The 25484-nt window shown below is 69.9% G+C and carries 26 protein-coding genes; 7 read left to right on the forward strand and 19 right to left on the reverse strand.

Annotation, left to right across the window (positions count from 1 at the left end; genetic code table 11):
• From ACTYVM_RS24680 to ACTYVM_RS24690, 3 genes are all read right to left on the reverse strand, one after another.
• On the reverse strand, positions 1 to 519 hold a 519-nt coding region (locus ACTYVM_RS24680), incomplete at its 3' end, for a hypothetical protein (protein WP_445528055.1).
• A gap of 620 nt (positions 520 to 1139) precedes the next feature.
• On the reverse strand, positions 1140 to 1286 hold the full coding sequence (locus tag ACTYVM_RS24685) for a hypothetical protein (protein ID WP_445528056.1): 147 nt from the start codon (positions 1284 to 1286) through the stop codon (positions 1140 to 1142).
• Between the two features lie 513 nt (positions 1287 to 1799).
• Positions 1800 to 2366 (reverse strand): hypothetical protein, encoded by a 567-nt coding sequence (locus tag ACTYVM_RS24690; RefSeq protein ID WP_445528057.1) that lies wholly within the window; start codon positions 2364 to 2366, stop codon positions 1800 to 1802.
• Positions 2367 to 3083: 717 nt separating this feature from the next.
• Between ACTYVM_RS24690 and ACTYVM_RS24695 the strand changes: the two genes are divergently transcribed.
• Both ACTYVM_RS24695 and ACTYVM_RS24700 read left to right on the forward strand, forming a co-directional pair.
• Positions 3084 to 3533, forward strand: coding sequence for a DNA-binding protein (locus ACTYVM_RS24695; RefSeq protein ID WP_445528058.1), 450 nt, complete (start codon positions 3084 to 3086; stop codon positions 3531 to 3533).
• A gap of 205 nt (positions 3534 to 3738) precedes the next feature.
• On the forward strand, positions 3739 to 4533 hold the full coding sequence (locus ACTYVM_RS24700; RefSeq protein WP_445528059.1) for a carbon-nitrogen hydrolase family protein: 795 nt from the start codon (positions 3739 to 3741) through the stop codon (positions 4531 to 4533).
• A gap of 418 nt (positions 4534 to 4951) precedes the next feature.
• Here ACTYVM_RS24700 and ACTYVM_RS24705 read toward each other — a convergent pair whose 3' ends face one another.
• The 7 genes from ACTYVM_RS24705 to ACTYVM_RS24735 all read right to left on the reverse strand — a co-directional run bounded on the left by ACTYVM_RS24705 (position 4952) and on the right by ACTYVM_RS24735 (position 11705).
• The gene (locus ACTYVM_RS24705) at positions 4952 to 5305 is read right to left on the reverse strand and encodes an antibiotic biosynthesis monooxygenase family protein (protein WP_445528060.1); all 354 of its coding nucleotides are present in this window, start codon (positions 5303 to 5305) and stop codon (positions 4952 to 4954) included.
• Between the two features lie 206 nt (positions 5306 to 5511).
• Positions 5512 to 6168, reverse strand: a complete 657-nt coding sequence (locus ACTYVM_RS24710) for a hypothetical protein (RefSeq protein ID WP_445528061.1) — start codon at positions 6166 to 6168, stop codon at positions 5512 to 5514.
• Between the two features lie 268 nt (positions 6169 to 6436).
• Complete coding sequence (locus tag ACTYVM_RS24715) at positions 6437 to 7831, reverse strand: FAD-dependent oxidoreductase (protein ID WP_445528062.1); 1395 nt, start codon at positions 7829 to 7831, stop codon at positions 6437 to 6439.
• Positions 7824 to 9011 carry an MAB_1171c family putative transporter gene (locus tag ACTYVM_RS24720; protein WP_445528063.1) on the reverse strand — a complete coding sequence of 396 codons (1188 nt, stop codon included), beginning with the start codon at positions 9009 to 9011 and terminating at the stop codon, positions 7824 to 7826. Before ACTYVM_RS24720 ends, ACTYVM_RS24715 begins: the two co-directional genes overlap by 8 nt.
• On the reverse strand, positions 9008 to 9622 hold the full coding sequence (locus ACTYVM_RS24725) for a toxin (RefSeq protein ID WP_445528064.1): 615 nt from the start codon (positions 9620 to 9622) through the stop codon (positions 9008 to 9010). The genes ACTYVM_RS24720 and ACTYVM_RS24725 overlap by 4 nt, the downstream gene beginning before the upstream one ends.
• Entirely contained in the window at positions 9619 to 10233 is a 615-nt protein-coding gene (locus ACTYVM_RS24730; RefSeq protein ID WP_445528065.1) for a hypothetical protein, read from the reverse strand. Before ACTYVM_RS24730 ends, ACTYVM_RS24725 begins: the two co-directional genes overlap by 4 nt.
• 203 nt (positions 10234 to 10436) lie before the next feature.
• On the reverse strand, positions 10437 to 11705 hold the full coding sequence (locus ACTYVM_RS24735) for an MFS transporter (RefSeq protein WP_445528066.1): 1269 nt from the start codon (positions 11703 to 11705) through the stop codon (positions 10437 to 10439).
• Positions 11706 to 11840: 135 nt separating this feature from the next.
• Between ACTYVM_RS24735 and ACTYVM_RS24740 the strand changes: the two genes are divergently transcribed.
• On the forward strand, positions 11841 to 12776 hold the full coding sequence (locus ACTYVM_RS24740) for a LysR family transcriptional regulator (protein ID WP_445528067.1): 936 nt from the start codon (positions 11841 to 11843) through the stop codon (positions 12774 to 12776).
• Positions 12777 to 12999: 223 nt separating this feature from the next.
• Here ACTYVM_RS24740 and ACTYVM_RS24745 read toward each other — a convergent pair whose 3' ends face one another.
• The 6 genes from ACTYVM_RS24745 to ACTYVM_RS24770 form a co-directional block, all read right to left on the reverse strand.
• The gene (locus ACTYVM_RS24745; protein ID WP_445528068.1) at positions 13000 to 13404 is read right to left on the reverse strand and encodes a hypothetical protein; all 405 of its coding nucleotides are present in this window, start codon (positions 13402 to 13404) and stop codon (positions 13000 to 13002) included.
• A gap of 183 nt (positions 13405 to 13587) precedes the next feature.
• Entirely contained in the window at positions 13588 to 15447 is a 1860-nt protein-coding gene (locus ACTYVM_RS24750) for an ABC transporter ATP-binding protein (RefSeq protein WP_445528069.1), read from the reverse strand.
• Positions 15448 to 15557: 110 nt separating this feature from the next.
• The gene (locus tag ACTYVM_RS24755; protein WP_445528070.1) at positions 15558 to 15680 is read right to left on the reverse strand and encodes a hypothetical protein; all 123 of its coding nucleotides are present in this window, start codon (positions 15678 to 15680) and stop codon (positions 15558 to 15560) included.
• A 623-nt stretch (positions 15681 to 16303) separates the two neighbouring features.
• Positions 16304 to 17389 carry a 2,3-butanediol dehydrogenase gene (locus ACTYVM_RS24760; protein ID WP_445528071.1) on the reverse strand — a complete coding sequence of 362 codons (1086 nt, stop codon included), beginning with the start codon at positions 17387 to 17389 and terminating at the stop codon, positions 16304 to 16306.
• 87 nt (positions 17390 to 17476) lie between these two features.
• On the reverse strand, positions 17477 to 17884 hold the full coding sequence (locus tag ACTYVM_RS24765; RefSeq protein ID WP_445528072.1) for an ankyrin repeat domain-containing protein: 408 nt from the start codon (positions 17882 to 17884) through the stop codon (positions 17477 to 17479).
• A gap of 144 nt (positions 17885 to 18028) precedes the next feature.
• Complete coding sequence (locus ACTYVM_RS24770; protein ID WP_445528073.1) at positions 18029 to 19492, reverse strand: catalase; 1464 nt, start codon at positions 19490 to 19492, stop codon at positions 18029 to 18031.
• Positions 19493 to 19686: 194 nt separating this feature from the next.
• On the opposite strand from ACTYVM_RS24770, the gene ACTYVM_RS24775 reads away from it, so the two are divergent.
• From ACTYVM_RS24775 to ACTYVM_RS24785, 3 genes are all read left to right on the forward strand, one after another.
• Positions 19687 to 20100 carry a Fur family transcriptional regulator gene (locus ACTYVM_RS24775; RefSeq protein WP_445528074.1) on the forward strand — a complete coding sequence of 138 codons (414 nt, stop codon included), beginning with the start codon at positions 19687 to 19689 and terminating at the stop codon, positions 20098 to 20100.
• A gap of 73 nt (positions 20101 to 20173) precedes the next feature.
• Positions 20174 to 20707 (forward strand): GNAT family N-acetyltransferase, encoded by a 534-nt coding sequence (locus tag ACTYVM_RS24780; protein ID WP_445528075.1) that lies wholly within the window; start codon positions 20174 to 20176, stop codon positions 20705 to 20707.
• A 101-nt stretch (positions 20708 to 20808) separates the two neighbouring features.
• On the forward strand, positions 20809 to 21390 hold the full coding sequence (locus ACTYVM_RS24785) for a chloramphenicol phosphotransferase CPT family protein (protein WP_445528076.1): 582 nt from the start codon (positions 20809 to 20811) through the stop codon (positions 21388 to 21390).
• A 164-nt stretch (positions 21391 to 21554) separates the two neighbouring features.
• On the opposite strand, the gene ACTYVM_RS24790 is transcribed toward ACTYVM_RS24785, so the two are convergent.
• The 3 genes from ACTYVM_RS24790 to ACTYVM_RS24800 form a co-directional block, all read right to left on the reverse strand.
• Positions 21555 to 22346, reverse strand: a complete 792-nt coding sequence (locus ACTYVM_RS24790; protein ID WP_445528077.1) for a maleylpyruvate isomerase N-terminal domain-containing protein — start codon at positions 22344 to 22346, stop codon at positions 21555 to 21557.
• 162 nt (positions 22347 to 22508) lie between these two features.
• The gene (locus tag ACTYVM_RS24795) at positions 22509 to 23693 is read right to left on the reverse strand and encodes a sensor histidine kinase (RefSeq protein WP_445528078.1); all 1185 of its coding nucleotides are present in this window, start codon (positions 23691 to 23693) and stop codon (positions 22509 to 22511) included.
• Positions 23690 to 24352, reverse strand: coding sequence for a response regulator transcription factor (locus tag ACTYVM_RS24800; protein WP_445528079.1), 663 nt, complete (start codon positions 24350 to 24352; stop codon positions 23690 to 23692). The genes ACTYVM_RS24795 and ACTYVM_RS24800 overlap by 4 nt, the downstream gene beginning before the upstream one ends.
• Before the next feature lie 190 nt (positions 24353 to 24542).
• Here ACTYVM_RS24800 and ACTYVM_RS24805 point away from each other — a divergent pair, with 190 nt between their 5' ends.
• The gene (locus tag ACTYVM_RS24805; RefSeq protein WP_445528080.1) at positions 24543 to 25478 is read left to right on the forward strand and encodes an ATP-binding cassette domain-containing protein; all 936 of its coding nucleotides are present in this window, start codon (positions 24543 to 24545) and stop codon (positions 25476 to 25478) included.
• Positions 25479 to 25484: the final 6 nt, after the last annotated feature.

Genomic DNA, 25484 nt, shown 5'->3' on the forward strand with positions numbered 1-25484 from the left:
CCCGGAAGCTACCGACCACTCCGTGCTTGACGTGGACGCCGCCCCTGACGTGCTCGACCCTGACGTTGGTGGCGTCGCTCCAGGGGCCGACGGTGGCGACGGGGGCGCCGTTGTCGCAGGTCGCGCCGCGGAAGAACTCGACCCTGTGCTTGCTGTCGTTGCGGATGTTGAAGCTCGTGGAGCCAGGCCGCTCACGACGGTGATGCAGCCGTCGGGGTGGGCGGAGTACTCGCGCTCGTTGATGTAGATCCGGCCGATCTCGTGGTGGCGCTTGCCGTGCTTGCCTTCGCCGCCTTCGCCGCCGCGGCCACCGCCGCCGCCCTCGTTGCCCTTGCCCTGTCCGCCCTGTCCGCCCTGTCCGCCCTCGCCGCCCATCGGCGCCTGGGCGGGTACCTGCTGGACGGCGGCCGGGGCCGCCTCGGGCGCGGGGGCGGCGGTGGCGTAGGTGATGCCGGTCGCGACGAGCGCGGCGGCTGCGGAGACGGCCGCGGTGACGGCCTTGGAACGGGTCATGATCATGACGTCTTGCTCCTTCTCAGAGAGGCCGGCTTTGACAGCCGGTGTGTGATTGAACGTAATGACCACCCCCAGGGCTGTCATTTCGGGCGTATGGGAAGGGCCTGGGTCAGGGAGCCGAATGGGGGACCCGAAACACCCTCAGACCCGTTTCCGCATTGCCTGACGGCACGTCAATCTGTCGCAATTGCTGGGCAGATTGATGAGGGATTAGGCCTTCAAGGTGATCTCTGATGCCTGATCACCCATGCGGCAGCGGGTCGCCTGGAAATGCGGTGCGAAGGACTCATCAGATTCCGGGATGGGCAGGGCCATGGCTACGGGCCGGATCCCGGCAGTCCTGCCCCGTGAGGAGACTGCTGTCTGTGCCGTCCGCAGTCCGGCGCGGACTGGGCCACCGTCCTGCAGGGGCAGGGGCAGGGGCAGGGGCAGGGGCAGGGGCAGGGGCAGGGGTGAGGGCCGGAGTCGGGGCCTATGACGACCCCTCACCCGGCCGGCGTCGGCCTTCGACAGGTCCGCCCACCGGGGGGCCGACACCCCGTCATGGCAGTAGCCGGAGGCTGCCCGGGCCTCTCATGCCAGAGAAGTGGGGCCCGGGCATGGCAGTCCGGGGGAACGGGTCGTCAGGAGATCTGCCAGTGCTCGGGCCGCAAGGTGGCCGGCGCCGGCATCGGGGCCCTCTGCGGATTGCGGAGCCCCTCCAGGTCGGCCAGGACGAGGTTGTCACTGAAGTCGTTGATCGGCGGCCCCGCGCCCCCGCGCCAACTCACGGCGTGAAAGGTGGCCCCTCGCGTACCAGTTGACGCCCTCTCGGGGCTCGGAGTCGATCTCCGTCCGGGCCCCGGAGAGGACAGTGAGCCGGCCGGTTCAGCGGAGGGGCTAGTGCCGCGCCGCCCCAGCCCGCCCCTTGGCTTGTCGCTCCGCGGGTGGTGGGGGAACTGCTCCAGGTATGCGGCTTTTCGCTTCCGTCACCCGTTCGGCTCAGCCGGTCGGCGTCAAGAAGGCTGGTGTCCGATGCCGGGGAACACCGCCAACTGGGGGTGTTTCAGCGGGAGTCCCCTTGGGGGTGAACCGGTGACGCGGGAGGACGTCAGCGCGGGCACTCTCGCGGAGCCTTCTGTCCGGTTCTAGGATGGCGCGCAAGGGTGCGTGGACTGTCAGGCACTGGCCAGGTGTAGGCGCCATGCGCCGGGCGCTCGGGGGTGTGAAAGCCAGAACCCCGGCCCGATTGCGGCGGGCCGGGGTTCTGGATGCTTCGCGTGCTGCTGCTGATGTGTCTGGGTTCAGAAGTCGTAGTCGTCGTCGTCGAAGCCGAAGTCGAAGTCGAAGTCGTCGTAGTGGCGCTTGATCACTCGGAAGCTGGCCACGACTCCGTCCTTGGCGAAGACGGTTCCGGCGTGTCCAGGCTTGATGCCGTTGGCCTCACTGCGGGGGCCGACGGTGGCGACGGGGGCGCCGTTGTCGCAGGTGGCGCCGCGGAAGACCTCGACGGAGTGCTTGCTGTCGTTGCGGATGTTCAGGCTCTTGGAGCCCAGGCCGCTCACGACGGTGATGCAGCCGTCCGGGATGGCGGCGTAGGTCCGCTCGTTGATGTGGATCCGGCCGATCTTGTGGTGGCGCTTGCCGCGCTTGCCGTGCTCGCCTTCGCCGCCGCGGCCACCGCCGCCGCCCTCGTTGCCCTTGCCCTGTCCGCCTTCGTCACCCATCGTCGCCTGGGCGGGCGCCTGCTGGACGACGGCCGGGGCCGCCTGGAGCGTCTGTGCGGGGGCGGCGGCCGCGTAGGTGATGCTTGTCGCGGCCAGTGCGGAAGCGGCGGAGATGGCCGCGGTGACTGCGGTGGAACGGGTCATGACCATGGGCCTTGCTCCTCTCTCTGAGAGGCCGGCTGTGACAGCCGACGTGTGATTGAACGTAATGACCACCCCCAGAGCTGTCATTTCGGGCCTATCGGAAGGGCTGGGATCGGGGAGCCGAATGGGGGACGCGGGGGGCCCGCAGGCTCGCCCCCTCAATTGCTGACGGCACGTCAAACGGTTCCCTTTCCGGGGTAGATTGATGGGGAATTAGGCCTTCAAGGTGATCTCTGACGCCTGCTCACCCGTGCGGCAGCGGGTCGCCTGGAAACGCCGGAGCGAAGGGCCTGTCAGATGCCAAGCGTGGGCGGGTCAGGCTTCAGGGCACATGGGGTGGATGTCAGGGCCCGTATCGAGTCACGATCAACCCGCGGGATTCGCCCTCGCGGCGAGGCCTCGGGTGGACAGATCTCCTTGCGTGACGTGATTTCAACTGACCAGTCAATAGCGGAAGTTCAGCTGGCGCAGGCTCCGGCTGGGCCTGCCGGAACACCTTGACCGGGTGCCCGATCGGCGATGACGCCCTGTGGGGGCGTCAGCCGCCGTAAGAGGGGCGCCGTGAACACCCGGGCCGCGCTGAAGTCGATCCGCGCCGCCCGACCGCGAACCTGTGCAGGCACAGCGCAAACGGCGTCTCGGATCAGCCGATTCGATTGAATGAAGTGTTCAAAACGAAACATTGACAACGGCTCATGAACTCCTCATCCTCTTCTTATGCCGTCGACTCCTGAACAGCACGCCGACCCGTTCACGCCCCCACAGCCGGAACAGGCGCGAGCGCACCGCGTCCACGCGTCCCTGTTTCGTATCGCCGAGCGACACGCGACTACCGACGAGCAACGCCACCGACAGGTTCATCCCTCGGTCATCGGGCCACATGAAGCCGTCAGACTCGTATCGTTCCTGCTCAGTGGGGCCGCACAGCTCGGCGACGGTGAGCCGGAGGTGGACCACGCCGACATCACGGCTGCGTTGAGCCTCGTCCCACGGGTGCGCGGGGAGATGGACGAACTGGAAGCCGGACTCCTCCACATGGCACGGGGCCGCGGCATGACGTGGCAAGAGATCGCCTTCGGCCTCGGGCTTGGCACTCCGCAAGCAGCCAGACAGCGATACGAACGACTGGCCAGCCGCGCCGCCCCCGACACGGAAGGCCAGGAGTAGGAAGGGCCGGCCCCGGATTGCTCGCCAGCAGGGACCGGGCATCCGGGGGCTGTGGCGCTCAAGCGCATGCCGACGCTCCACGCCATGGAAGGGATCTCCACGGAATGGGCGGCATGACGAAGACCGGAGCGGACTACGCGTGGTTCGAGGACGGCTTTCCAGCCCTTTGCACCCTCCGCCGGCACCGCTAGGAGACGGACAGACCATGCTCACCACCGTCGGCCAGTTCAACGCCACCACCGACAAGGCCGCCAACCTCGAGGCCGCCGCAGCCCTGATCGGGCAGGCGGCCGCCCAGGGGTCGCACCTCGTCGTGCTGCCCGAGAACGCCATGTACTCCGACCTCGACGTCCAGGCGGACATCGTCGCGCACACCGAGCCGATCGACGGCCCGTTCGCCACCGCGATCGGCACGCTGGCCAGGCGGCACAGCATCGCCGTCGTGGCGGGCATGACCGAGACGCCGTCAGCCGAGGGCGAGCGGCCCAGTAACACCGTCCTCGCGGTGGACCGGACGGGCGATCCGCTCGGGGTGTACCGCAAGGTCCACCTCTACGACGCCTTCGGGTACCGCGAGTCCGAGCGTGTCCAGGCCCACTCGCCCTCGCCGCTGCTCTTCACCCTGGAGGGGGTCACCTTCGGCGTCATGACCTGCTACGACCTGCGGTTCCCGGAGATGGCCCGGTTCCTGATCGACGCGGGTGCCACGGCCCTCGTCGTCCCCGCCGCCTGGGTGGTCGGTCCGGCCAAGGAGGACCACTGGACCACGCTGGTCCGCGCCCGGGCGATCGAGAACACCGCGTATGTCCTGGCCTGCGGGCAGACCGGCCCCACCTGTACAGGCCAGAGCATCATCGTGGACCCGATGGGCCATGTGGCCGCGTCGGCGGGCGAGGCCCCCGGGGTGGCATCCGCCGTCGTCGACGCCGCGCGGGTGGAGGCCGTACGCGCCAAGAACCCCAGCCTGGCGAACCGGAGGTTCCGGGTCACCTTCGGCTGAGGCGTCGGCCTGACCGGGGCGGACTCCTCCACCGCCGCTACCCGTGTTCTCGCCATGTCCAGCGTGACCCGACGGCGGTTGTGGCAGGCTGCGGGCGTGTCCGACTCCATCGCGTACCCGGTCTTCCGCACCGCCGACCCTGCATCAGCCTTGCGCGTGGCGCGACAGCTTGTGGCGGTCGGTGGCCAGCAGTAGGCGGAGGTCTCGGTCGCCAGGCGGCGCAGCGGCCGGCCGCCGAGGAGCCGTACGCCTCCTGGCTCGCCGGGCAGATCGGTCAGTCCGTCATCGGCCCGCCACAGGAGCAGCCCCCCCACCGGACCGGTCGATCGGCACACGGCGGACGGCCGCCCGGTGGTCCACTACGACCAGTTGCTGCCCCGGCGCGGCCGCTCTGCCTGATCCCGTCCTTTGGACAGACCTACGCTCGGGTGAACCCGTGGCTCCGCTCCACTTTCGCCACATGCAGCGTGTAGCTCTGGTACCAGTCGGCCTGCCCGCGCTTTTGCGCCGCGCGGTGCTCGGCGTCGGACCGCCACTGGGTGAGGGCATCGGCGTCGCGGAAGTACCCGACGGTGATGGACAGCCCACCAGGAGTGTGTGCTTGGTCCATCCCCAGGAAACCAGGGACGTCCTTCACCAGGTCTTCCATACGCGCGGCGGTCTCGCTGTAGCCGCTCTGGTCAGGCGTGCGCGCAGCGGTGAAGACAGCCACGTAGTAAGGGGGTTCATAGGCCTCGACGGGCGCGACAGGCGCCGCGGAGTGATCGCTCATGACCCCACCTTGACGTGCTCCCAGGCCTGGAGTCCAGGCATTCCGGCCCGGGGCCTCCGGTCACCGGGCGCTCTGCGCCACCCGCGACCTCGCTTACACAACTCGTCCCGAGCGAGCCAACGTTCTCGGGTATGCCTGAGGCATGCGGTATCCAGTCGGGGGCGCCGACTGACCGTCGGGCAGCGTAAGCGCCGTCGCCCGCGGGTTCACAGCACGCCGCCGAGCGCCAGGCTCACCACCACGAGGCCAAGACTCACCGGCATGCCCACCAGGGCCAGGAGCAGCGGGAGGAAGGCGGCAGGCACCGCGGATCCGGAGCGTCCGGGCCGGAGCCGGTTGCCCCACCCGCGGCCGACTTCGACGCGCAGCCGCTCGGCTGCCCGGCCGGAGACGAGAACAGGTGGACCCGAGCGTTTCAGCAGCGCCTCGCGCACTGCGGCATCAGGTGTCTCCTTCCCACCTGCGAGCTTGCCGATGACGATTCGGGTGCCGTGTATGTCCGTCAGGATGAGCCAGTCAGCGCTGGTACCGCGTCCAGAGACCTCCAGGCAGCCGACCTTCTTGAGCTGGGTGACATCGACCGTACGTCGGCCGGTGAGCGTGCGACTGGAGAGCAGGCCGCCTGCGTGCAGTCGTGCGTGCCAGCCCTGATTGACGCCGTACACCGCCATGGCACCGCAAGGGAGCGAGAACAGCGCGAGCACGCACAACCCGTCGCCGACCAGACCGACTCGCACGAGTATCGCCGGGACCACCACCAGAAGGGGCGTGGTCAAGTAGCCAAGGAGGTTGCCGATCCGCTGCCCGGGTCGGCCCTGGCCGGGGAAGGGGGATACCGTGCCGTCGGTCGAGTCGGTGATCATGCCCCGACGGTACCCACCTTCGATGTCCGCCCCCGCGTCGGACGACCCCGCTGCCGTGCTCGTGGACCAGCTCCTGTGAGAGGGCCTGCGCCTGCGGTGGGGGAACCGTGCAAGCGAGACACGCCACGTGTCCCGTCCCCTTCCAGTCGGCGGGCGAGGGGGGCTGGTCCGCAGGGTTCTGCCGGATGGCGGCCAGGTCGTACCGGGCCCCGTACGCCAGAGGTACGAGGCCTGGTGGGGTGGTCCAGTGGAGCGGAGATGATCCTGGTCAGGAGTTGGCGGCCGCTCGCTCGTCTTCGGTGAGGGGCGGCTTGGACAGGAACGGTCGCTTCGGCCCGAGCAGCATCGGGACGAGCATGTCCGGGGAGAACAAGCGGGTGGCCGGCTTCTCCATGCTCATCACGTCCAGGAGGGCGCCGAGCGCGCGCGGGTTGCGGGCACCGGTGGCCACCGCCCGGTCGACGAACGCGGCGAGGTAGCGCTCCACGGCGGTGGGCGGGGTGTCGGTGGCGCCCGGGTAGAAAGCGTCCTGGCCGACGGCCAGGTCCCAGGCGGCGGCGACGGGCCGGGCCGCGGCGCGCTGGAGGCGTCGCGCGAGACCGGGGGCCGTGACCGGGGTGGTGCGCAGGACGTCTCGGACGGCGAGGGAGCCCTGAGCGGCGACGGTGAGGCCGTGGCCGTAGACGGGGTTGTATCCGGCGATGGCGTCACCGAGGACGGTGAACCCTTCGGGCCAGCGGGCGAGTTTCTCGTAGTAGCGGCGGTGGTTGGCGGTGCTGCGCGTGGTGGCGACGTCGCCGAGCGGCTCCGCGGTCTTGAGCAGTTCCCCGATGACGGGGTCGCCCAGGCCGAGCGCGAAGTCCACGAACGCGTCGGGGTCGCCAGTGGGTTCGCCGCCGCGGGTGCCGGCGAGCGTGACGATCCAACGGCCGCCCTCGACAGGGAGGACGATTCCGCCCTGGCCGGGCGCCTTGGCCGGGTTGGCCTGGACGTTGACGAGGGGGAAGTCACTGGCGGCCTTGGCGGGTGCGCGGTAGACGCGCGTGGCGTAGGCGACGCCCGCGTTGACTTCCCGCTCGGTGACGCGGGGCAGGCCGAGGTCCTCGAGCCACTGGGGGGCCCGGGAGCCACGGCCGGAGGCGTCGATGACGAGGTCGGCGGTGAGGACCGCCGTGTCGTCGCCGGTGCGGACCCGGACGCCGGTGACACGGCGGGCGTCGCCCTCGAGGGCGAGGACGGTGGTGTCCTGACGGAGGGTGATCCGGTCGTCGGCGAGGACGTGCCGGCGCAGGACGGCGTCGAGGAGGTCGCGGGAGCTGACGAGGTTGCGGTGGTGTGTCGACGTGAAGCGGCGGAACCACACCTCGTTGGGCGCGCGGGAGACCATGTCGCCCATGATGTGGACCAGGCGGCCGCCCTCGGCGACGATGTCGTCGACGACGCCGGGCACCAGGTCGTTGAAGGCGCGTACGCCGCCGCTCCACACCAGGTGGGCATGCCGGGCCTGGGGGACGCCGCGGCGGGGCTCGGGACCGTCGGGCAGGGTGTCCCGTTCGATGAGGGTGACGTCGGCATGTTCGGTGAGTGCCGCGGCGGCGAAGAGTCCCGTGGCGCTCGCGCCGATGACGAGGGCGGTGGCCCTGCCGGTGGCTGTGTCAGGCATGTGCGGTCACGCTCTCTGTGCTGGTCACCCGCTGGCGCATGCCGCCGATGGTGCGGCGGCGGCTCAGGGCCCGGGAGACGGCGTCGATGTGGTCGGCGATGTCGCTTGCGACCTGGTGGGGTTGGCCACTGCTGGTGGGGGTCTGGTTGCGGTAGGCGTCGGCGGCGGCCTGGATGGCGAGGGCTCCGGCGATCCCGTGGGCCCGGTCGGCGTCGTGGGCGGCCGCGGCCGCCTCGTACGCCTGCCGGTAGAGGCCCTGGTCGAGGTAGGGGGCGAGCAGGCGCAGAGCGTCGTGGATGCGCTGCTGGCGCTGGATCAGCCGCAGGTCGAGCGGGGCCCAGAAGCCGAGCCGGGCGGCGGCCGAGGCGGGTTTGACGACGCGGACCGCGTGCCACAGGGGCCGGAGCCGCCGGTAGTCACGCTGGTCCCGGCTCCAGCCCTGCAGGGCCGGTCCGGCCTGGGGAGCGATGAAACCAAGGGCTACGAAGACCGCTTCCAGGAGCGCGAACGGCGGCGCGGCCTGTGTGCTGAGCGAGTCCAGATCGGTGCCGAACCAGCGGGCGCCGACCGCGATCAGCTTGGTGATGTCGAAGACGAGACCCAGAGCGAATCCGATCTGCAGGAAGATCACGCCGCTCTTCAGCCACCGGTTGGTCACCTCCGGGAGCCACCTCCACAGCATGGAGGTGGCGACCAGGGACGACACCATGTGCGCGAGCACGTACAACAGGATGTGCTCGCGCATCCACGGCGTACTGGAGTAGTAGGTGTCGAGGTCGTAGATGCGGGGTTCGGGGGCGTCGGCCAGGAGGAACGTCGCCCAGAGGCCGACACCGACGGCCGCGTAGATCCAGTAGATGCGGATCATCCGCCGTCGGCGGCCTTCGGAGGGTGCCTCCCGCCACCGCATGATCATGGTCAGGCCGGTCGCGTTGAAGGCGGTGAGGAACGAGTACGCCCATGGCGCTGCGATGTTCGGTACGCCGGTGAGCACGTTGAGTCGGTGAATGTTGACCGGGGTGATCACGACGAGGACGGCCGTGGCCCAGGTCAGCAGCAGGGTGGTTGCCCTGACGTCGGGATCGCGCCAGGCCCGGACGAACGTCGGGGCCTTCACGGCGAGCGCGACGGCGAGCAGAGCGGTGGGGAGGATGTACGGGACGTGGAAGTGAGGACTCATCGGATAACGCGTCCGCTCCGGTTCAGCAGCGACAGGTTCAGGCGGCCCTCCACGGTGGTCGCGCTGACCGGATCCTGCGCGTACCGGCCGGTCATCCACGTGCGGACCTCGCGGCCGAACAGCAACCCGAAGGTCTCCGCGTCCACTTCGTGACTGTCGACGGAGTCGGACCGGTCCGCGACGGTCAGGAGGGCGTCCCGTGGGACCTCCTCCGTGGCGAGGATCTGCTCGACCGCTCGCCGCACGGCTTCGGGCGCTGTGCTGGTGGTGGCGCGGGCCGCTGCGTTCAGGCCGGCGACGTGGTGGCCGCAGTCGCCGTTCTCCTCGTGCCACAGTTCGTGCCCGAGGATGACGAGCTGGGCTTCGGGGCGCATGCTCTGCTCGACCACGATGACGGAGCGATCGACGAAGCCGATCCTCATGCCGGAGACCGGGACGGGCAGGTCCGTGGGGAAGGAGCGGAAGACCAGTTGGACGGGGCGGCCCGTGCGCGCACTCATGGCCCGGCAGAACTCGTGCATGACGGCCCTTGGTTCGGCCGGCCGCCGGAGGGCTGTCGCCGCTTCCTTGCCAAGGGCGGTGAGCAGCGTCTTCATGGCGCGGGTGCTCATCGGCCGCTGTCCTCCTGTGGGGGCATGACGGACCTGATGACGCCGGCGAGGAGCGTCTCCAGCTGCCCGGTGGTCAGGCTTCCGTGGTGGCGGAGGTCCGCGGCGACCACGCCGTACTTCTTCAGCAGGGCCTGGACGGGGTCCTGTTCGGGGTTCTCGTACTTGTTCAGGATCGGCAGCAGCGCGCGGTTGAGGGCGTCGGGGGCCTCGTCGGTGAAGAAGGCTTCCTTCGACTCGGTGAGGTCGAAGAACTTCACCAGGCCGTGGAGGAGTTCGACGGAGGGGACCTTCTTGCCGTCGATGATCTGCCGGGCCCAGACCTCGGAGACGCCGCACTGCCGGTGTACCGCGGCGACCAGCTCCGGCTTTCGTCTCCCGGTCCTGGCCAGGTAGGAGTCGGCGAGGGTTCTCACCCGTGCGCAGACCCGCTCACCAACCTCCTCCCGGGGTGCTGTCCGGCCGGCGAGGAGGGTGCGGACGGTGCGTTCCGGCAGGGCTGTCTTCTCCGCGAGCCAGCGCGGGTCGAGGAGTTCCGCACGGTTCAGCTGCTGCCGTTCGATGAGCGCGTCTAATCGCTGCAGCGTCTCGGGGAGGGACGACGTGGGCTTCACCGGTGCTCTCCCGGTCCTGATCAGTGGTCAGTCGTGATGTGGCGTGCAGCCTACGCGGACGACACCCGTCGTATAAACGATCGTTTCAGCCAGGTCAACGATCGTTGGCGCACACTGACGGACCCGTACCGCATGGGGAGGGGTGAACCGATCCGGGGAGGGCGGCGCGGCCGGATCGGGGATACCGCGGCGGTGGCGGCCCGTCAGGTGCGGGTCGGTGCCGGTGCCGACTCGGTGAGCGGTGCTGTCGCGCGGCGGGGGAGCAGCAGCGGGGTCGCCAGCAGGAGCAGACCGGCCAGACCGATGGCCGTACGCGGGCCGAGCAGGCCGCCCAGCACCCCCCATGCGGCTGTCAGAATCGCGGTCGTGGCCTTGGTCGTCACCGTCCAGGCGGTCAGCGTACGGGTGACCCGGTCGGTCGCGGTGCGCTCAAGGCGGTAGGTGGCGGAGACGGGGTTGAAGACTCCGCAGCAGAAGATGAGCCCGAGTTCGACACCCATCACCAGCAGCAGCCCCGCGCTGCCCGGCCCCGTGAAGGCCAGGCCGATGGGCCAGAGCACGCGCAGCGTCCCGGTCACGACCAGCACCTGGTGTTGTCCGAACCGGGTGACGAGCGGCCGGGCCAGCCGTGACCCGAGCAGCCCGCCGATCGAGGGCGCGGCGAAGGCGAGGCCGTACTGCCACGGTGCGAACCCGAGCCGGCCGAGCATCAGGACGGCCAGCAGCGGCTGGGCGGCCATCACCAGGGCGTTGAACACGGCGGTGTTGAAGAACAGCGGACGCAGCGTCGCGTCGGCGAGGATGTACCGCCAGCCGTCGAGCAGATCCGAGGCCCGCATGCGCGCGGCCTCCCGGCGTTCGGGCCGCGGCTCGTCCCCGCCCGTCGCGCGGATGCCCAGGGCCGAGAGCAGGTAGCTGACCGCGTCGACCACCACCGTCGCCACCGGGCCGAGGAGCCCGATCGCCGCGCCGCCCAGCGGCGGCCCGATGATCGTGGTCGTCCAGGACGTGGACTCGAACCGGGCGTTGGCGACGAGCAGGTCCTCGGCCGGCAGCAGCGTCTTCAGGTACGCGCCGGAGGCGGCGCGGAAGGTGATGTCGGCCGCCGCGACGACGACCGAGACCAGCAGGAGCTGAAGGAAGGTGAGCACGCCGAACGCGAACGCGGCGGGGATCGTCAGCAGCGCCGTGCACCGCACCAGGTCCGTCGCGATCAGCACCGGCCGCTTGCGGCGGAACTCCACCCACGGGCCGAGCGGCACCGCCACGGCCGCGCCCACCGCGGCCGCCACGGAGGAGAGCGCGGCGACTTCGGCCGGTCCGGCGTGCAGCACCCGGATGGCGATCAGCGGGAACGCGCCGAAGGCGAGCCACGTGCCGAGAGCGCTGGTCCCGTACGCCGCCCAGAGCCACCCGAACCGCCGCCCCAGCCGGTGTCCGCGCAGATGTCCCAGCCGGTGTCCGTTCCTCATGTCCGACGCCCCTCACTCCCCACTTGAACAACCGATCCGCGACCGGAAGCATCAAAGCGGGCACCATGCCCAGGGATCAAACAACCGCAGGACCGCCCAGCCACAACCGTCGGTTGTGGCCATAGAGTGACCGGCATGGACCTCGACGCCGTCCGGACCTTCGTCGCCGCCGCCGACGCGGGGCGGTTCCAGGAGGCCGCGGCCAAGCTGGCGATCACCCAGCAGGCCGTCTCCAAGCGCATCGCCGCACTGGAGCGCGCCCTCGGCGTGCGGCTGTTCACCCGCACGCCACGCGGCGCCCGGCTCACCATCGACGGGCAGGCGTTCCTGCCCCACGCCCGGGAGCTGCTGCGCGTCGCCGAAAGGGCGGTCGCGTCCGTGCGCACCGGCCACCGCCCGCTGCGCGTCGACGTGATCAATTCGCGCGGTTCGGCGTCGGGCCTGATGCGCGGTTTCCACCGCGCGCACCCCGAGATCGACCTCGACGTGGTGATGCTGTTCGACGTCGACACGGCTGTCGCCGCGATCCGGTCCGGAGCGATCGACGCGTCCTTCCGCGCCGTCGCCGCGCCCGGCCGGCCCCTTCCCGAGGACATCGAGTCCGTCCGGGTACTCGACGAGCGGCTCCAGCTGCTCATCGGCCCCGCCCACGCGCTGGCGTCCGCCCGGTCGGTGACCGTCGCCCAGCTGGCCGGGCACCGGATCTGGATGCCCGGCATCGTTCCCGGAACCGAGTGGGCCGCCTACTACGACGACCTCGTCGCCGAGTTCGGCCTCACCATCGAGGCGACCGGTCCCAACTTCGGCTCCGACGCGCTCCTCGACACCATCGCCGACACCCCGGCCCTGGCCACCTTCATGGGCGAGCAGACCCGCCTCGTCTGGCCGGCCGGCCACGGTCTGCGCCGCGTCCCGGTCACGGACCCGACGCCCGTCTACCCGCACTCGCTCCTGTGGCACCGCGACAACCCGCACCCCGCGCTGGCCACTCTGCGCGCACACCTCGCCGCCACGTCGGCCGACCACGACGCCGCCGGGACCTGGGCGCCGGGTTGGGTGATTCCGCGCTGAACGCCGCTGATCGTCGTGGCCGGGCCGACGGAGACGGCTCCCCAGCGACGTCCTCCGTGGGCGGCGCGCTGCCTGGCCGGCATGGGCCTGGTTTCCGGCACGCACGGGCCGATGAGAGGGGGTGCGGCCAAACGGACCGGCCTCCGGCACGCCCTCGAGGGGAGTGGCCGGAGGCCGGTCCGTTCGCCGTCGCTCCTGTCGGTGGGCGTCGGCGGTTGTGGGATCAGCGGCGGCAGTCCCGGTGGGCGGGGTGCCAGACGCGGCTCCAGTAGCCGACGTGCGCGCGGTGGTAGCGGTCCCGGTATGCCGGGTGCCACAGTCGGGACCAGTAGCCCGCCGCCTGCACGCAGTGGCGCGGCGCCATCGGCAGCCGGTGGTGCGACGTCACCGGCAGCCGGTGGTTCGACGCTACCGGGAGCCTGTGGTCCGACCTCCCCGGGAGCCTGTGGTCCGACGTCCCCGGGAGCCTGTGGTCCGACACCACCGACGGCTGGTGGTGCGACGCCACCGGCGGCTGCTGGTGCTGCGGTGCCGCCGATGCGGTGCCGACCGTGCCGACGACCGCGCCGGTGGCCAGGGCCACGGTCGCCGCTCCCAGGGCCGCAGCCCTTTTCAACCCGTTGATCATGATCAGGCCTCTCTGTGCGAGGCGGGGCTGACGCCCCGCCACGTTCCGGACGGTTCGTCCGGAGACGCACTGATCCTCCACTGGGCGACGCCCGCACATACCGAGAAACTCTGCCTGTTACGAAATGCAGACGAATTTCTCATTCGGCTCAAATATTCGTATATACATGCCAGGTGTAGTGCGTCACGAGCCGACTCCGTGGCGATCGGCGTGAGACGCGACGCGCCTGCACCAGCCCTCGGTCTTGGCAGCGCTTGGGGCGTCGGACAGCAGCCTGACCTGCGTGTTGTCCGGCTGGCTGACCGCGGTCGGCGGTGGCCGCAGCACCGTCAGCCCCGCGTACGTTCCCTCGCGGGCCAGGAGTTCGGTGTGGGTGCCCGCTTCCACCAGGCGCCCGGACTCCACCACCAGGATGCGGTCCGCGTCGGCCGCCAGACTCAGGTCGTGCGTGATCATGATCGTCGTGCGGCCTGCCATCAGACGGCGCAGGGGCTGGACGACCCGGCGTGCGGCCGGGCCGTCCAGGCCGGCCGTGGGTTCGTCCAGGATCAGGACCGGGGCGGAGCGCAGCATCGCGCGGGCGATCGCGATGCGCTGGAGTTGTCCGCCGGACAGCGCCGCGGTGCCCGGGGCGATGTGCGTGTCGTAGCCGTCGGGGAGCGCGGCGATGAAGTCGTGCGCCGCCGCGTTGCCGGCCGCGCGTTCGATCTCCTCACGGCTCGCACCGGGGCGGCCGGCCTCGATGTTCTCGCGGATCGTGCCGCTGAGGACCAGGGTCTCCTGGGGCAGCAGGGTCACGTTCTCGCGCAGGAACTCCAGCGGCAGGTCCGCCAGCGGGACGCCGTCCAGACAGATCACGCCCGTCGTGGGGTCGTAGAAGCGGGTGAGGAGTTTGGAGAGCGTGGACTTGCCCGCGCCGCTCGGGCCCGTGACCAGGACCAGTTCGCCCGGGCTCGCGGCGAACGTGACGTCCCGCAGGGACGCGTGCTCCGCACCCGGGTAGCGGAAGCAGACCTCGTGGAAGGTGACCCGGCCGCGCACCGGCCACGGGGCGACGGGTCGGGCCGGGTCGGTCACCGCCGGTTCGGCGTCGAGGATCTCGTTCAGGCGTTCCGCGCCCGTGGTGGCGGCGGTCAGGGTCAGGCCCAGCTGGCCGAGACTGCGCAGTGGTGGGTAGAGGTAGCCGAGGAAGGCGGCGAAGGCCAGCAACTGGCCCAACGTCATACGGCCCTGGGAAATCTCCCACGCTCCGAGCCCGATCACCGCGAGCACGCACAACGTCTCGACGACCTCGACGAACTGCGCGTACATCTCGCTCGCCCGCGCGCCTCGGACGGACGCCCGCATCCATGCGCGGGCCTCGCGTTCGAGTCGCTGCTCCTCCGCCCGCCTGCGGTTGTACGCCTGGGTGAGGACGATGTTGCCGAGGGACTCCTCGACGACCGAGGTGATCGCGCCGTCGGCGGCACGCTCGTCCTGGGACGCCTTCTTGATGCGGCCGGAGAAGCGGCGCGCCGTGAAGAGGAACAGGGGTGCCAGGAGGAAGGTGGCGAGGGCCAGGTCCCATCGCAGCCAGAACGCCGCTGTCGCGTAGAAGACCGCGGAGAAGGCGGCGGAGACCGTGCCGACGAGCCCCGACACGACCAGCTGTTCGATGGCTTCGACGTCGCCGGTCAGGCGTGCCAGCAGATCGCCCTGGCGGTGTTGCTGGAAGAAGTGCGGCGGCAGGTCCTGGACGTGGCGGAAGACCTTCGCCCGCAGACGCAGGACGAATCTCTCCGCCGTCCGGATGGCGAGCGAGTTGCCCAGGTAGCCGACGAACGCGCCCAGCGCGGCAGCACCCAGCCAGGCCGCGGCCGGCCCCCAGAAGGCGGAGAGTGAGCCCGCCTGCAGCGCGTGGTCGGTGAGCTGGGCGAAGAGCAGGATCGAGGCGGTCTCGGCCAGTGCGGACACGATCACGCACCCGATGATCAGCGCCAGCCATCTGCGATCGCCGCGGGTCAGTGGCCAGAACCGGGCGAACGCGTCCTTGACGTCGCGCACGTCGGCATCAGCTCCTCTTCGGCTCGTGGGATTTCCGTCGTTCGGTCACCGGTGACAGGCCGAGGCGGGGCCCCGGAGGTGTTCCGGTGGCCCCGCCTCGTGGCGAGTCGTCAGCGCTGGTGGCAGACCGGGCGGCGCCACTCGTGCTTCTTCCGGGTGTCCCTCTTGGAGGCGTGCTTCTTCAGGGCCGGATTCTCGGTCCTCTTCATGGGGGCGATCTTGTGGAAGCTCATGGAATTCTCCCTCTCCGGTGAATGGTCGGACAGTGTCCGGGAGTGAATTTCTTACCGGCCGCACACCAGGTGTGTACGGAATTCGTAACACCCCGCGGAGGTGACTCAGCGCCGGTGCTCGCGGCCGATGGGGCACTTCCGCGCGTGCTTCTTCGGGGCCCACTTCTTGGGCTCCGGGACGGGCTTGCGGTGCTTCTTGACCGGGACGATCTTGTGGAAGCTCACGGGCTTCTCCTCACTTGCCTGCGGATGGGTTCCTCTGCCGTAAGCGCTGTTCGCTTTCGACATGGAAAACATTACGGGATCCGCGTGCCAGGAAAGGGCAATTCGGGTGAGAGCTCGATGAAATGAGCCTGAATCAATTTTCAGGCGATTCGTGGAACCGAAGTAATGCTCACACAGAATTTATGGTGGAACTCACCTGGAACTTACCGAGGTGATTATCTGCTCCAGAAGGGCTTTACGTCCAGGCTCGTCGGCAAGGTGTGAGTGACGTGGTGGGGGAGGCGCGGACCTGGTCGCCGCGGGGTGCGGGAGGCTGCGCTGAAGGCGGGCGACGGTCAGCCACGCCACCGCCGCCCGCCCGCACCGGCATCCCCGAGGGTGCAGCCTTCCGTCGCGTGTCAGAGGCGCGGGTCCACCAGAATCTTGACGGCCGTCTCGTTGTGGTGGATCAGGGTCTCGAAGCCTTCGCCGACGAGGTCGTCCAGCCCGATGGTCCTGGTGATGAACGGCGCCAGGTCGATACGCCCCTCCTGGACGAGCTTGATGGTCTGCGGGTGGGAGTTGACGTAGGCGATCGTGCCGCGCAGGTCGACCTCCTTGAGGACGAGCTTCTGCATGTCGATCGACGCCGGCTTGCCCCAGATCGAGATGACCGTGATGACACCGCCCGGCTTCACCGCGTCGAACAGCGTGTCGAGGACGACGTTGACGGACGTGGCCTCGAACGCGACGTCCGCGCCCTTGCCGCCGGTGAGGCGCCTGACCTCTTCGGCGACATCGGTGGCGGAGGGGTCGATGACATGGTCGGCGACCTTGGCGTCCAGCGCCTTCTGCCGGCGCAGCGAGCTGAGTTCGGAGACCGCGACCTCGACGCCCATCGCCTTGAGCACGGCGCAGGTGAGCAGTCCGATGGGGCCGGCGCCGCCGACGAGGGCGAAGTCGCCCGCCTTCGCGCCCGAGCGCTGGAACGCGTGGTAGCCCACCGACAGCGGCTCGATGAGGGCCGCCTGGTCCAGCGGGACGTCCCCGACCGGGTGCACCCACCGGCGCTCGACGACGATCTTCTCCGCGAGACCGCCGCCGCGGCCACCGAGCCCGATGAAGTTCATGTCGGGCGAGACGTGATAGGTCGGGTTGTTCTCGCTTGTGTCGACGTCGGGGCGCAGGATGTAGGGCTCGACGACGACGCGGTCACCCGGCTTCAGGCCCTCGACGCCGTCGCCCACCGCGTACACGACGCCCGACATCTCGTGGCCGAGGGTCACGGGGGCGGACTCACCCGAGATCGGGTGCGGGTGACCGGCCGGCGGGACGAAGATCGGTCCGTCGAGGTACTCGTGCAGGTCAGTGCCGCAGATCCCGCAGTACGCGACGTCGATACCCACGGTGCCCGGTCGGACGGTGGGCTCCGCGATGGTCGCCTGCGGCTCGCCGAGGAGGTGAGGGAGAACGGAGCCGGACCACGGACCACGCCCTCGCCGCATGGCGGAAACGTGTCCGAGATCAGGGGGAACTTCCGTGCTTGTCGCGGAACGATCTTGGGCATCCTTCTGCGCCCCCCGGACGCACCGTCAGTGCTGGGAATCGTCCGTCCGGCCCGTCAGCAGGTGCTCGCGGCCGAACATGGAGGCCGTGACCCGCGCGGACGGCGTACCGGCGTCGAGCTGCGCACCCGCCTCCCGCAGTACCGCCACGACCGTGTCCGCGCCCTTGAACAGGGCGCCGGCGATGGGGGCCTGGTCGCGGGCGTTGCGCAGGTCCGGGTCGGCGCCGAGGCGGAGCAGGGCCCGCACCGTGTCGGCATGGTCGTGGTAGGCGGCGAGCATCAGGAGACTGTTGCCACCCGAGTCGGTCACGTCGACCGGCAGCCCGTGCTCGACGAATTCCACCAGCTGCGCGGTGCTGCCCTCGCGGGCGAGATCCATGGCGACGGCCACGATGCGATCCGTCTGTTCAGGAGTCAGTGCACCACTGCTCATGCGTACCTCCTGGTCGTGCGGTTCTACGGGGCTCCTCGATACGGCCGCCTGACGGCTGCCGCGCCCGTGCCCGGCGTGCGTGCGGGCAGCACGTACGCCGGGCACGGGCGTGTGGGCTCGAGGTGACCCGAGCGGCGGGTCGGCTCAGAGCCGGCCGGCGGCCAGGGCCTCGATCGCCTTGCGGACACCTTCCCCGTAGGCCGGATCGGCCTGGGTGCAGTTGGCGATGTGTCGCTCGACGGTCCGCTCCGACGCGCCGTCGATGGCACGCGCCGTGTTCTCGAAGAGCGTCTGCTGCTGCTCCGGGGTCATCAGCCGGAACAGGTTGCCCGGCTGCTCGAAGTAGTTGTCGTCGTCCTCGCGGAAGTTGAACCGGTCGGCGACCGCGCCCACGGCCTGGCTCGGCTCGCGGTAGGCCGGCTGCTCCTGCCAGCGGCCGTACGAGTTCGGCTCGATGCCCGGGGTGGATCCCTGGTTGCCGTCGACCCGCATGGCGCCGTCGCGGTGGTAGGTGTTCACCGGGTTCTTCGCGGCGTTGACGGGGATCTGGTGGTGGTTCACGCCGAGGCGGTAGCGCTGGGCGTCACCGTAGGAGAAGAGCCGGCCCTGCAGCATCTTGTCGGGCGAGTAGCTGATGCCCGGAACCACGTTCGCCGGGGTGAAGGCGGCCTGCTCGACGTCCGCGAAGTAGTTCGCGGGGTTGCGGTTGAGCTCCCACTCGCCGACCTCGATCAGCGGGTAGTCCTTCTTCGACCAGACCTTGGTGAGGTCGAAGGGGTGGAAGCGGTAGTTCTCCGCGTCGGCCTCCGGCATGATCTGGACGAACAGCTTCCACTTCGGGAAGTCGCCCTTCTCGATCGCCTCGTAGAGGTCGCGCTGGTGGGACTCGCGGTCCTTGCCGACCAGGGCCTCGGCCTCGGCGTCGGTGAGGTTCTTGATGCCTTGCTGGGTGCGGTGGTGGAACTTCACCCAGAATCGCTCGCCCTCGGCGTTGACGAAGCTGTAGGTGTGCGAGCCGAAGCCGTGCATGTGCCGGTACGAGGCGGGGATGCCACGGTCCGACATGACGATGGTGATCTGGTGCAGGGCCTCGGGAAGGTTGGTCCAGAAGTCCCAGTTGTTCTCGGGGTCGCGGAGGTTGGTGCGCGGGTCGCGCTTCACCGCGCGGTTGAGGTCGGGGAACTTCAGCGGGTCGCGGAAGAAGAACACCGGGGTGTTGTTCCCGACCAGGTCCCAGTTGCCCTCGTCCGTGTAGAACTTCAGGGCGAAGCCGCGGATGTCGCGCTCGGCGTCGGCCGCGCCGCGCTCACCCGCGACGGTGGAGAACCGGGCGAACATCTCGGTCTTCTTGCCGATCTCGGAGAAGATCTTCGCGCTCGTGTACCGCGTGATGTCGTGCGTCACCGTGAACGTGCCGAACGCGCCCGAGCCCTTGGCGTGCATCCGGCGCTCCGGAATGACCTCGCGGTCGAAGTGCGCGAGCTTCTCCAGGAACCACACGTCCTGCAGGAGCATCGGACCGCGCGGACCGGCCGTCAGGGAGTTCTGGTTGTCGGCAACCGGTGCGCCGGCAGCCGTGGTCAACGGCTTCTGGTTGTTCTCGGGCAAAGCTCGCTCCTCGGTGAGTGGTTCGTCGCGTGCGTTCAAGGCCCGGCTTCCGGCCGGTCGCGTCCTTGTCCTCGCGCATCCGTCCCTTGGCGTGGATCACCACCGATCCTACAATGGACTCTGTCCAAGTCAAGCGGAACTCCAAGTGAGTACATAGTCTCGATTTTGGTCGAATCGCTGCTAGGCTGAGAGGCATGAGTGACCTCCTGGGGAGACTGCGGACGCGTGGCTGGCGTCTCACCGCGCAGCGGCGCGTCGTGGCCGAGGTACTCGACGGCGACCACGTCCATCTGACCGCGGACGAGGTGCACGCCCGGGCGGTGCAGAAGCTGCCCGAGATCTCGCGGGCGACGGTCTACAACACCTTGGGTGAACTGGTGAAACTGGGCGAGGTCATCGAGGTCTCGACGGACCGCCGCGCCAAGCGCTACGACCCGAACGCGCGCCGTCCCCACCACCACCTCCTGTGCGCCCGCTGCGGCGCGATCCGGGACGTACAGCCGGTGGGTGATCCGCTCGCCGACCTTCCGGAGTCGGAGCGCTTCGGTTTCTCGGTGTCCGAGGCGGAGCTCACGTACCGCGGCATCTGCCCGGACTGCGCGTCCTGACGGGCGGAATCCCGGCCCCTCCGGCCGCGTAATTCACAGGCGGTCGTGGTGACGTGTCTCGTACGGTGCCGAGATGCTGACTGTACGAGCTATGACGGAAGCCGATGTCCCGGCGGTATCAGCGATACGAGTAGCCGGCTGGAAGGCCGCGTATGTCGGGATCGTGCCCCAGTCCTTCCTCGACGGCATGACGGTTGAGGCAGACAGTCGGCAGCGCCGACGGCACTTCGAGAAGCCGAAGAAGGGCATGACCAACCTGGTAGCGGTCGACATCCATGGACGAGTCGTGGGGTGGGCTTGTCTCGGACCCTTCCGCGGAGACGGAACGACCACGTCTGTGGGTGAGCTCTACGCTCTGTACGTTCAGCCCTCACTTACTGGGTCCGGAATCGGTGGCACGCTCCTCGAAGCCGTGCACGCTGAGGCTCTTGCCGACAGCTTCGACCGGGTGCGGTTGTGGGTCCTCACCGACAACACCAGGGCACGCCGCTTCTACGAGCGAGCGGGTTATGTCCCTGACGGTGCAGTCCAGGCTGAAGACTACGACGGAGTTTCCGTATCCGAAGTTCGTTACCGGCGAGCCCTGGAGGAGCGGGAAACCGACTGAGGAGCCTGCCGGTATCCCGCTCACCGACGACGAACGCGGCGCCGTCGACGAGGGCCAGGCTGTAACGCGGCGCCAGGGCGGCACCATGTGACCATGCGGATATGACACCTGCTCGGATCATCTTCCTCAACGGCACGTCCAGCTCGGGCAAGTCGAGCGTGGCGCGGGAGCTTGTGGACATCCTGGACGACGGCGTCTTCTTCCACCTGGCGGTCGATGCCTTCAACGCGATGCGCAGCAAGCGCGAGCTCGGAGCGGAGGAGCTCGACGCCGCGCTGCGGCGCACCCGGATGGGCTTCCACCGGTCGATCGCAGCCATGGCCGAGGCGGGCAACGGCATCGTGGTCGACCATGTGCTGAGCGAGCCGTGGCGACTGCTCGACTGTCTGACGGTGCTGCGACCTGAGGACGTCCTTTTCGTCGGCATCCACTGCCCGCTGGACGAACTGGCCCGCCGCGAGCAGGCGCGAGGCGACCGGCCGTCGGGCCTTGCGGCGCACCAGTACGACCTGGTCCACCGTCATGGCGACTACGACCTGGAGTGCGACACCAGCACTGCGAGCCCACGCGAATGCGCCCAGCACATCAAGGAGTTCCTCCCGCACCGCCCCAGCCCCAGCGCTTTCACCCGCCTCCGTCGGCGCTACCTCACCCCGTGGCCGGCCACGGTCCCGAACCGGTGAGCCAGGCAGCCACACATGGGTCGCACCGGTGCGATCGACATGCGACGGGTGCGCGGTCGGCACGTCAGGCCCGGATGGGCTCCTGCGAGGGAACGAGCAGTGCCCCGGCCGCGAGGGCGGCCGGGGCACGGGTGGTTGTGCTGTGGGGGCAGTGCTGGCGAGGACTACGGCTCCGGGTCCCAGGCCACCAACTGGTCGAAGATGTGCCGGTTGCCGTCGAGCGTCAGGGAGTCCAATGGAATACGGCCGTAGAAACCGAGGACCAGCTCATTGGCCGTGCCTCGGGCGGAGGCGTCGGCCGCGTCCGGCTCCTCGGCGGCGAGCCCTGTGCCGGGTTCGGGCAGGCGGTCGAGCCGCGCGCCGTCGTCGGAGAGCCCGTTGCGCCAGGAGCGGCCCTCGGTGGCGTGGTAATCGACGCCGGCGGGCTCGTGCGGCCAGGCGACCGTCGTCGTGCAGATGGTGGACAGGAACTCCTCGACACCGTCGAGTGCCACCTCGTCCGGCAGCGGCTGCGGGGCGCCCACGGTGAGCTGGGCGTCGTAGGTGTGCACCGCGATCTCCTGGAGCTGGTGCCGGGCGACGGCACCGCAGGTCTGCGGAGACTGCGACTTGCCCCACCACGTCCAGCAACCACGGTCCGGGCCGGCCTCCCGCAGTGCGTCCAGCAGTTCCTGCGTCGAGGCGGCCAACCAGGCCGACAGGGCCTCGCGTTCCCGAGGCGCGGACGTGTCGCCCTGAGGGGCGGACTTGGCCGTGGCGTCGGGCCCTGCGGCGATGGTGGCGGCCCAGGCGCGGCGCCCCTGACCCAGGTGCTGCACCAGATCGAACAGCGTCCACTCGGGACAGGTCGGCACCTGCACATCGAGGCTGGGGGCGGCAGCGACCGCGGCGCGGAAGGCGGCAGACCGTTCGTCGATGAGGCGCAGCAGGTCAGGGAAGTTCAGTGTGTTGTGCACGCCGGATGTCTATCACTGTGCTCCAGGCGACCGCATGCGGATTTTCACAGCCGACGCGGCGGGCGCGCGGCACGGGCCGCGCACCCTCGGATGGTGCGGTGTCCCTGTTCTCGTCCCCTGTACGAGTCCATGGTGCAGACGGCCCCGGACCACTGACCCGCTTCACCGCGGGCGGGTGCGCCGTCCTGCCCCTTCGCGGGTGAGCGAGGCGATCCGGGCCGTCTCGGTCTCGGCGCTCTGCCATGGGTGCGCGAACCGTACGGTGACGGCCAGGCCCCCCTCGGGGGGCGCGGTCGTGGTGAGGGTGGCGTGGTGGGCTCGGGCGACGGCGTGGACGATGGCGAGGCCGAGGCCGTAGCCGTCGCGGCGGCTGCCACGTTCCGGCGCCAGTCTCTGGAAGGGGTGGAAGAGGCGCTGGATCTGGTCGCCGGGGATGACTGGCCCGCTGTTGCTGATCGTCAGGGTCGCCCGCGCGCCCGAGGTCTGAGTGGTGATCTCTACGTGCCCGTCCGGATGGTTGTGGCGGAGGGCGTTGTCGATGAGGTTGGCGACAAGGCTTTCGACCAGTCTCGGGTCCCCGGCTGTCACTGCGGGCGCCAGGTGTTCGACGAGGTCGATCCCTCTTTCCGCCGCCTGGTCGCGGCGGCCGGCGAGCACTCCTTCGACGATGTGGGCGAGGTCGACGGTGTCGAAGCGTGTGACGCCGCGCTCGCTGGTGGCCAGGGCGAGCAGTGCCTGGACGAGTCGTTCCTGGTGTGCGCCGAGAGCGAGGGCCTCCTCGCAGGCCGAGCGCAGGGTGACGGCGTCCGCGTCGGGGTCGGCGAGGGTGACTTCGAGGAGGGTCCGCAGGCCGGCGAGGGGGGTGCGCAGCTCGTGGGAGGCGTTGGCGACGAAGTGTCGTTGCGCGTCGAAGGAGGCGTGGAGGCGGGCGAAGAGGTCGTCGAGGACGCCGCCCAGTTCGGTCAGCTCGTCAGCGGGTTCGCCCAGGTCGAGACGCTGTTGGAGGTTTCCGGCGGAGATGGCCTTGGCGGTGGTGGTGATGGTGCGCAGGGGCCTGAGGAAACGGTCGGCGACGAACCAGCCGCCGGTGAGGGCTACGGGGATGAGGACGACGAGCGCGATGGCGGAGCCGACGAGGAGCTGGTGCGGGCCGATCCCGTGTCCGGTGCCGGTGATCACGCCTGGCGCCGAGCCGCGGGCGGGACCGGTCGCGGTCGACTGGATGCCGACCAGGGGGACGGTGATGACGGCGAGGACCACGATCCCGGCGACGTAGATCCCCGCGGCGTAGAAGAGCGCGAGCCGGGTCCGCAGGGACCGCCTGGGAAGCGGTCGGGGTTCGGTCATGACGGCCCGATCCGGTAGCCGCGTTCGCGGATGGTCTCGATCACCGGCGGGTCGCCGAGTTTGGCCCGCAGCCGGTGCACGGTGTGCTTGACCGCAGAGGTGAAGGGGTCGGCCGCCTCGTCCCAGACTCGTTCGAGCAGTTCCTCGGCAGCCAGGACCACGCCCGGTGAGGCGAGCATGCATTCGAGGAGCGCGAACTCCTTCGGGCTGAGCTCAAGGCGCCGACCGGCGCGGAATGCCACCCGACGAGCCGGGTCGAGGTTGATGTCCCCGCAGGACAGGGTGGGCGGAAGCGGCGGGGTGGCCCGTCGGGCCAGGGACCGGACGCGGGCGACCAGTTCGGCGAAGGCGAACGGCTTGGGCAGGTAGTCGTCCGCGCCGAGGCTGAGCCCGTCGACCCGATCCTCGATCGTGTCGGCCGCGGTCAGCATCAACACGCGGGTGTCGCAGCGATCGGTGGCCAGTCGCCGGCAGATGTCGTCGCCGCTGACCCCAGGAAGATCCCGGTCGAGGATCACCACGTCGTAACGGGTGCCGGCCAGTCGGGCCACGGCGTCGGTCCCGTCCAGCACGACATCGACGGCCATGCCCTCGCGGCGCAGCCCGGTGCCGATGGAGCGGGCCAGCACCTCGAAGTCCTCGACCACCAGGACCCTCACCGCGGGTCACCGCCGGTCGTACGGGGAGGGCGGGGTGGGAGGGATGGGCTGCCGGTTCGACGCGTCATGTACCCAAAGATGCCAGGTAGCAGGTTCCCACCAGGTCGCAGCGGCTGAGACGGGGCAGGAACCGGTCGCCACGTACAACAGCCGGCATGACCACACACCGAACCGTCGGCTGCTCACGCCGATGAGCGCCGCAGAGATCGTCGTCACCGGGCTGCACAAGCGGTACGGGGCGACCCGAGCCCTCGACAACATGTCCTTCACCGTCCGTCCGGGGCTGGTGACCGGCTTCGTGGGCCCGAACGGGGCCGGGAAGTCCACCACGATGCGGGTGATCCTCGGCCTGGACACGGCCGACGAGGGCACGGCGCTCGTCGAGGGGCGGCCCTACAACAGCCTTCGGCACCCGCTGAGCCACGTCGGTTCACTGCTGGACGCGGCAGCGCTGCACCCCGGCCGGAGCGCTCGTAACCACCTGCTCTGGCTGGCGCACTCACAGGGCCTGGCCGCGCGGCGGGTGGACCAGGTACTGGATCTGGTCGGCCTGGCCTCGGCTGCCCGGCGGAAGGCCGGCGGCTACTCGCTGGGGATGCGGCAGCGGCTCGGAATGGCCGCGGCCCTGCTGGGCGACCCGCCGATCCTGATGCTCGACGAGCCGTTCAACGGCATGGACCCGGAAGGCATCATCTGGATGCGTGACTTCCTGCGGTCGCTGGCCGCTGAGGGCCGCGCCGTCCTGGTGTCCAGCCATCTGATGCGCCTGGTGCAGGACATCGCCGATCACCTCGTCGTGGTCGGGCGCGGCAAGGTCATCGCCGACGCCGGCGTGGCCGACCTGATCACGGCCGTGTCCGGGAATCGGGTGACCGTGCGTACCGCGGCCCAGCCGGACGCGATGACGGTGCTCGCGCATGCCGGCGCTGCCGTGGCGTCCACCGGCCGGGACACCATCGCTGTCTCCGGCCTGCCGGCGGATCGCATCGTGACGCTGCTCAACCAGGGCGCGGTCCCGTTCTCCGAGGTATCGGCGCACCGCGCCACGCTCGAGGAGGCGTACGTCGAACTCACCCGCGACGAGGTCGAGTTCCGCGCCACGAAGCCGTCGGAGGGGGCGCGGTGACCCCCG

The sequence above is a fragment of the Streptomyces cyslabdanicus genome, assembly GCF_052663305.1.

Bases quoted from the DNA above. Each gene is read 5' to 3' on its own strand.
- ACTYVM_RS24785 (WP_445528076.1), top strand. From the start codon at position 20,809: ATGACACCTGCTCGGATCATCTTCCTCAACGGCACGTCCAGCTCGGGC.
- ACTYVM_RS24740 (WP_445528067.1), top strand. From the start codon at position 11,841: ATGGACCTCGACGCCGTCCGGACCTTCGTCGCCGCCGCCGACGCGGGG.
- ACTYVM_RS24755 (WP_445528070.1), bottom strand. From the start codon at position 15,680: ATGAGCTTCCACAAGATCGCCCCCATGAAGAGGACCGAGAATCCGGCC.
- ACTYVM_RS24795 (WP_445528078.1), bottom strand. From the start codon at position 23,693: ATGACCGAACCCCGACCGCTTCCCAGGCGGTCCCTGCGGACCCGGCTC.
- ACTYVM_RS24805 (WP_445528080.1), top strand. From the start codon at position 24,543: ATGAGCGCCGCAGAGATCGTCGTCACCGGGCTGCACAAGCGGTACGGG.
- ACTYVM_RS24705 (WP_445528060.1), bottom strand. From the start codon at position 5,305: ATGAGCGATCACTCCGCGGCGCCTGTCGCGCCCGTCGAGGCCTATGAA.
- ACTYVM_RS24745 (WP_445528068.1), bottom strand. From the start codon at position 13,404: ATGATCAACGGGTTGAAAAGGGCTGCGGCCCTGGGAGCGGCGACCGTG.
- ACTYVM_RS24780 (WP_445528075.1), top strand. From the start codon at position 20,174: ATGCTGACTGTACGAGCTATGACGGAAGCCGATGTCCCGGCGGTATCA.
- ACTYVM_RS24720 (WP_445528063.1), bottom strand. From the start codon at position 9,011: ATGAGTCCTCACTTCCACGTCCCGTACATCCTCCCCACCGCTCTGCTC.
- ACTYVM_RS24695 (WP_445528058.1), top strand. From the start codon at position 3,084: ATGCCGTCGACTCCTGAACAGCACGCCGACCCGTTCACGCCCCCACAG.
- ACTYVM_RS24715 (WP_445528062.1), bottom strand. From the start codon at position 7,831: ATGCCTGACACAGCCACCGGCAGGGCCACCGCCCTCGTCATCGGCGCG.
- ACTYVM_RS24760 (WP_445528071.1), bottom strand. From the start codon at position 17,389: ATGCGGCGAGGGCGTGGTCCGTGGTCCGGCTCCGTTCTCCCTCACCTC.
- ACTYVM_RS24735 (WP_445528066.1), bottom strand. From the start codon at position 11,705: ATGAGGAACGGACACCGGCTGGGACATCTGCGCGGACACCGGCTGGGG.
- ACTYVM_RS24765 (WP_445528072.1), bottom strand. From the start codon at position 17,884: ATGAGCAGTGGTGCACTGACTCCTGAACAGACGGATCGCATCGTGGCC.
- ACTYVM_RS24710 (WP_445528061.1), bottom strand. From the start codon at position 6,168: ATGATCACCGACTCGACCGACGGCACGGTATCCCCCTTCCCCGGCCAG.
- ACTYVM_RS24700 (WP_445528059.1), top strand. From the start codon at position 3,739: ATGCTCACCACCGTCGGCCAGTTCAACGCCACCACCGACAAGGCCGCC.
- ACTYVM_RS24690 (WP_445528057.1), bottom strand. From the start codon at position 2,366: ATGACCCGTTCCACCGCAGTCACCGCGGCCATCTCCGCCGCTTCCGCA.
- ACTYVM_RS24775 (WP_445528074.1), top strand. From the start codon at position 19,687: ATGAGTGACCTCCTGGGGAGACTGCGGACGCGTGGCTGGCGTCTCACC.
- ACTYVM_RS24725 (WP_445528064.1), bottom strand. From the start codon at position 9,622: ATGAGCACCCGCGCCATGAAGACGCTGCTCACCGCCCTTGGCAAGGAA.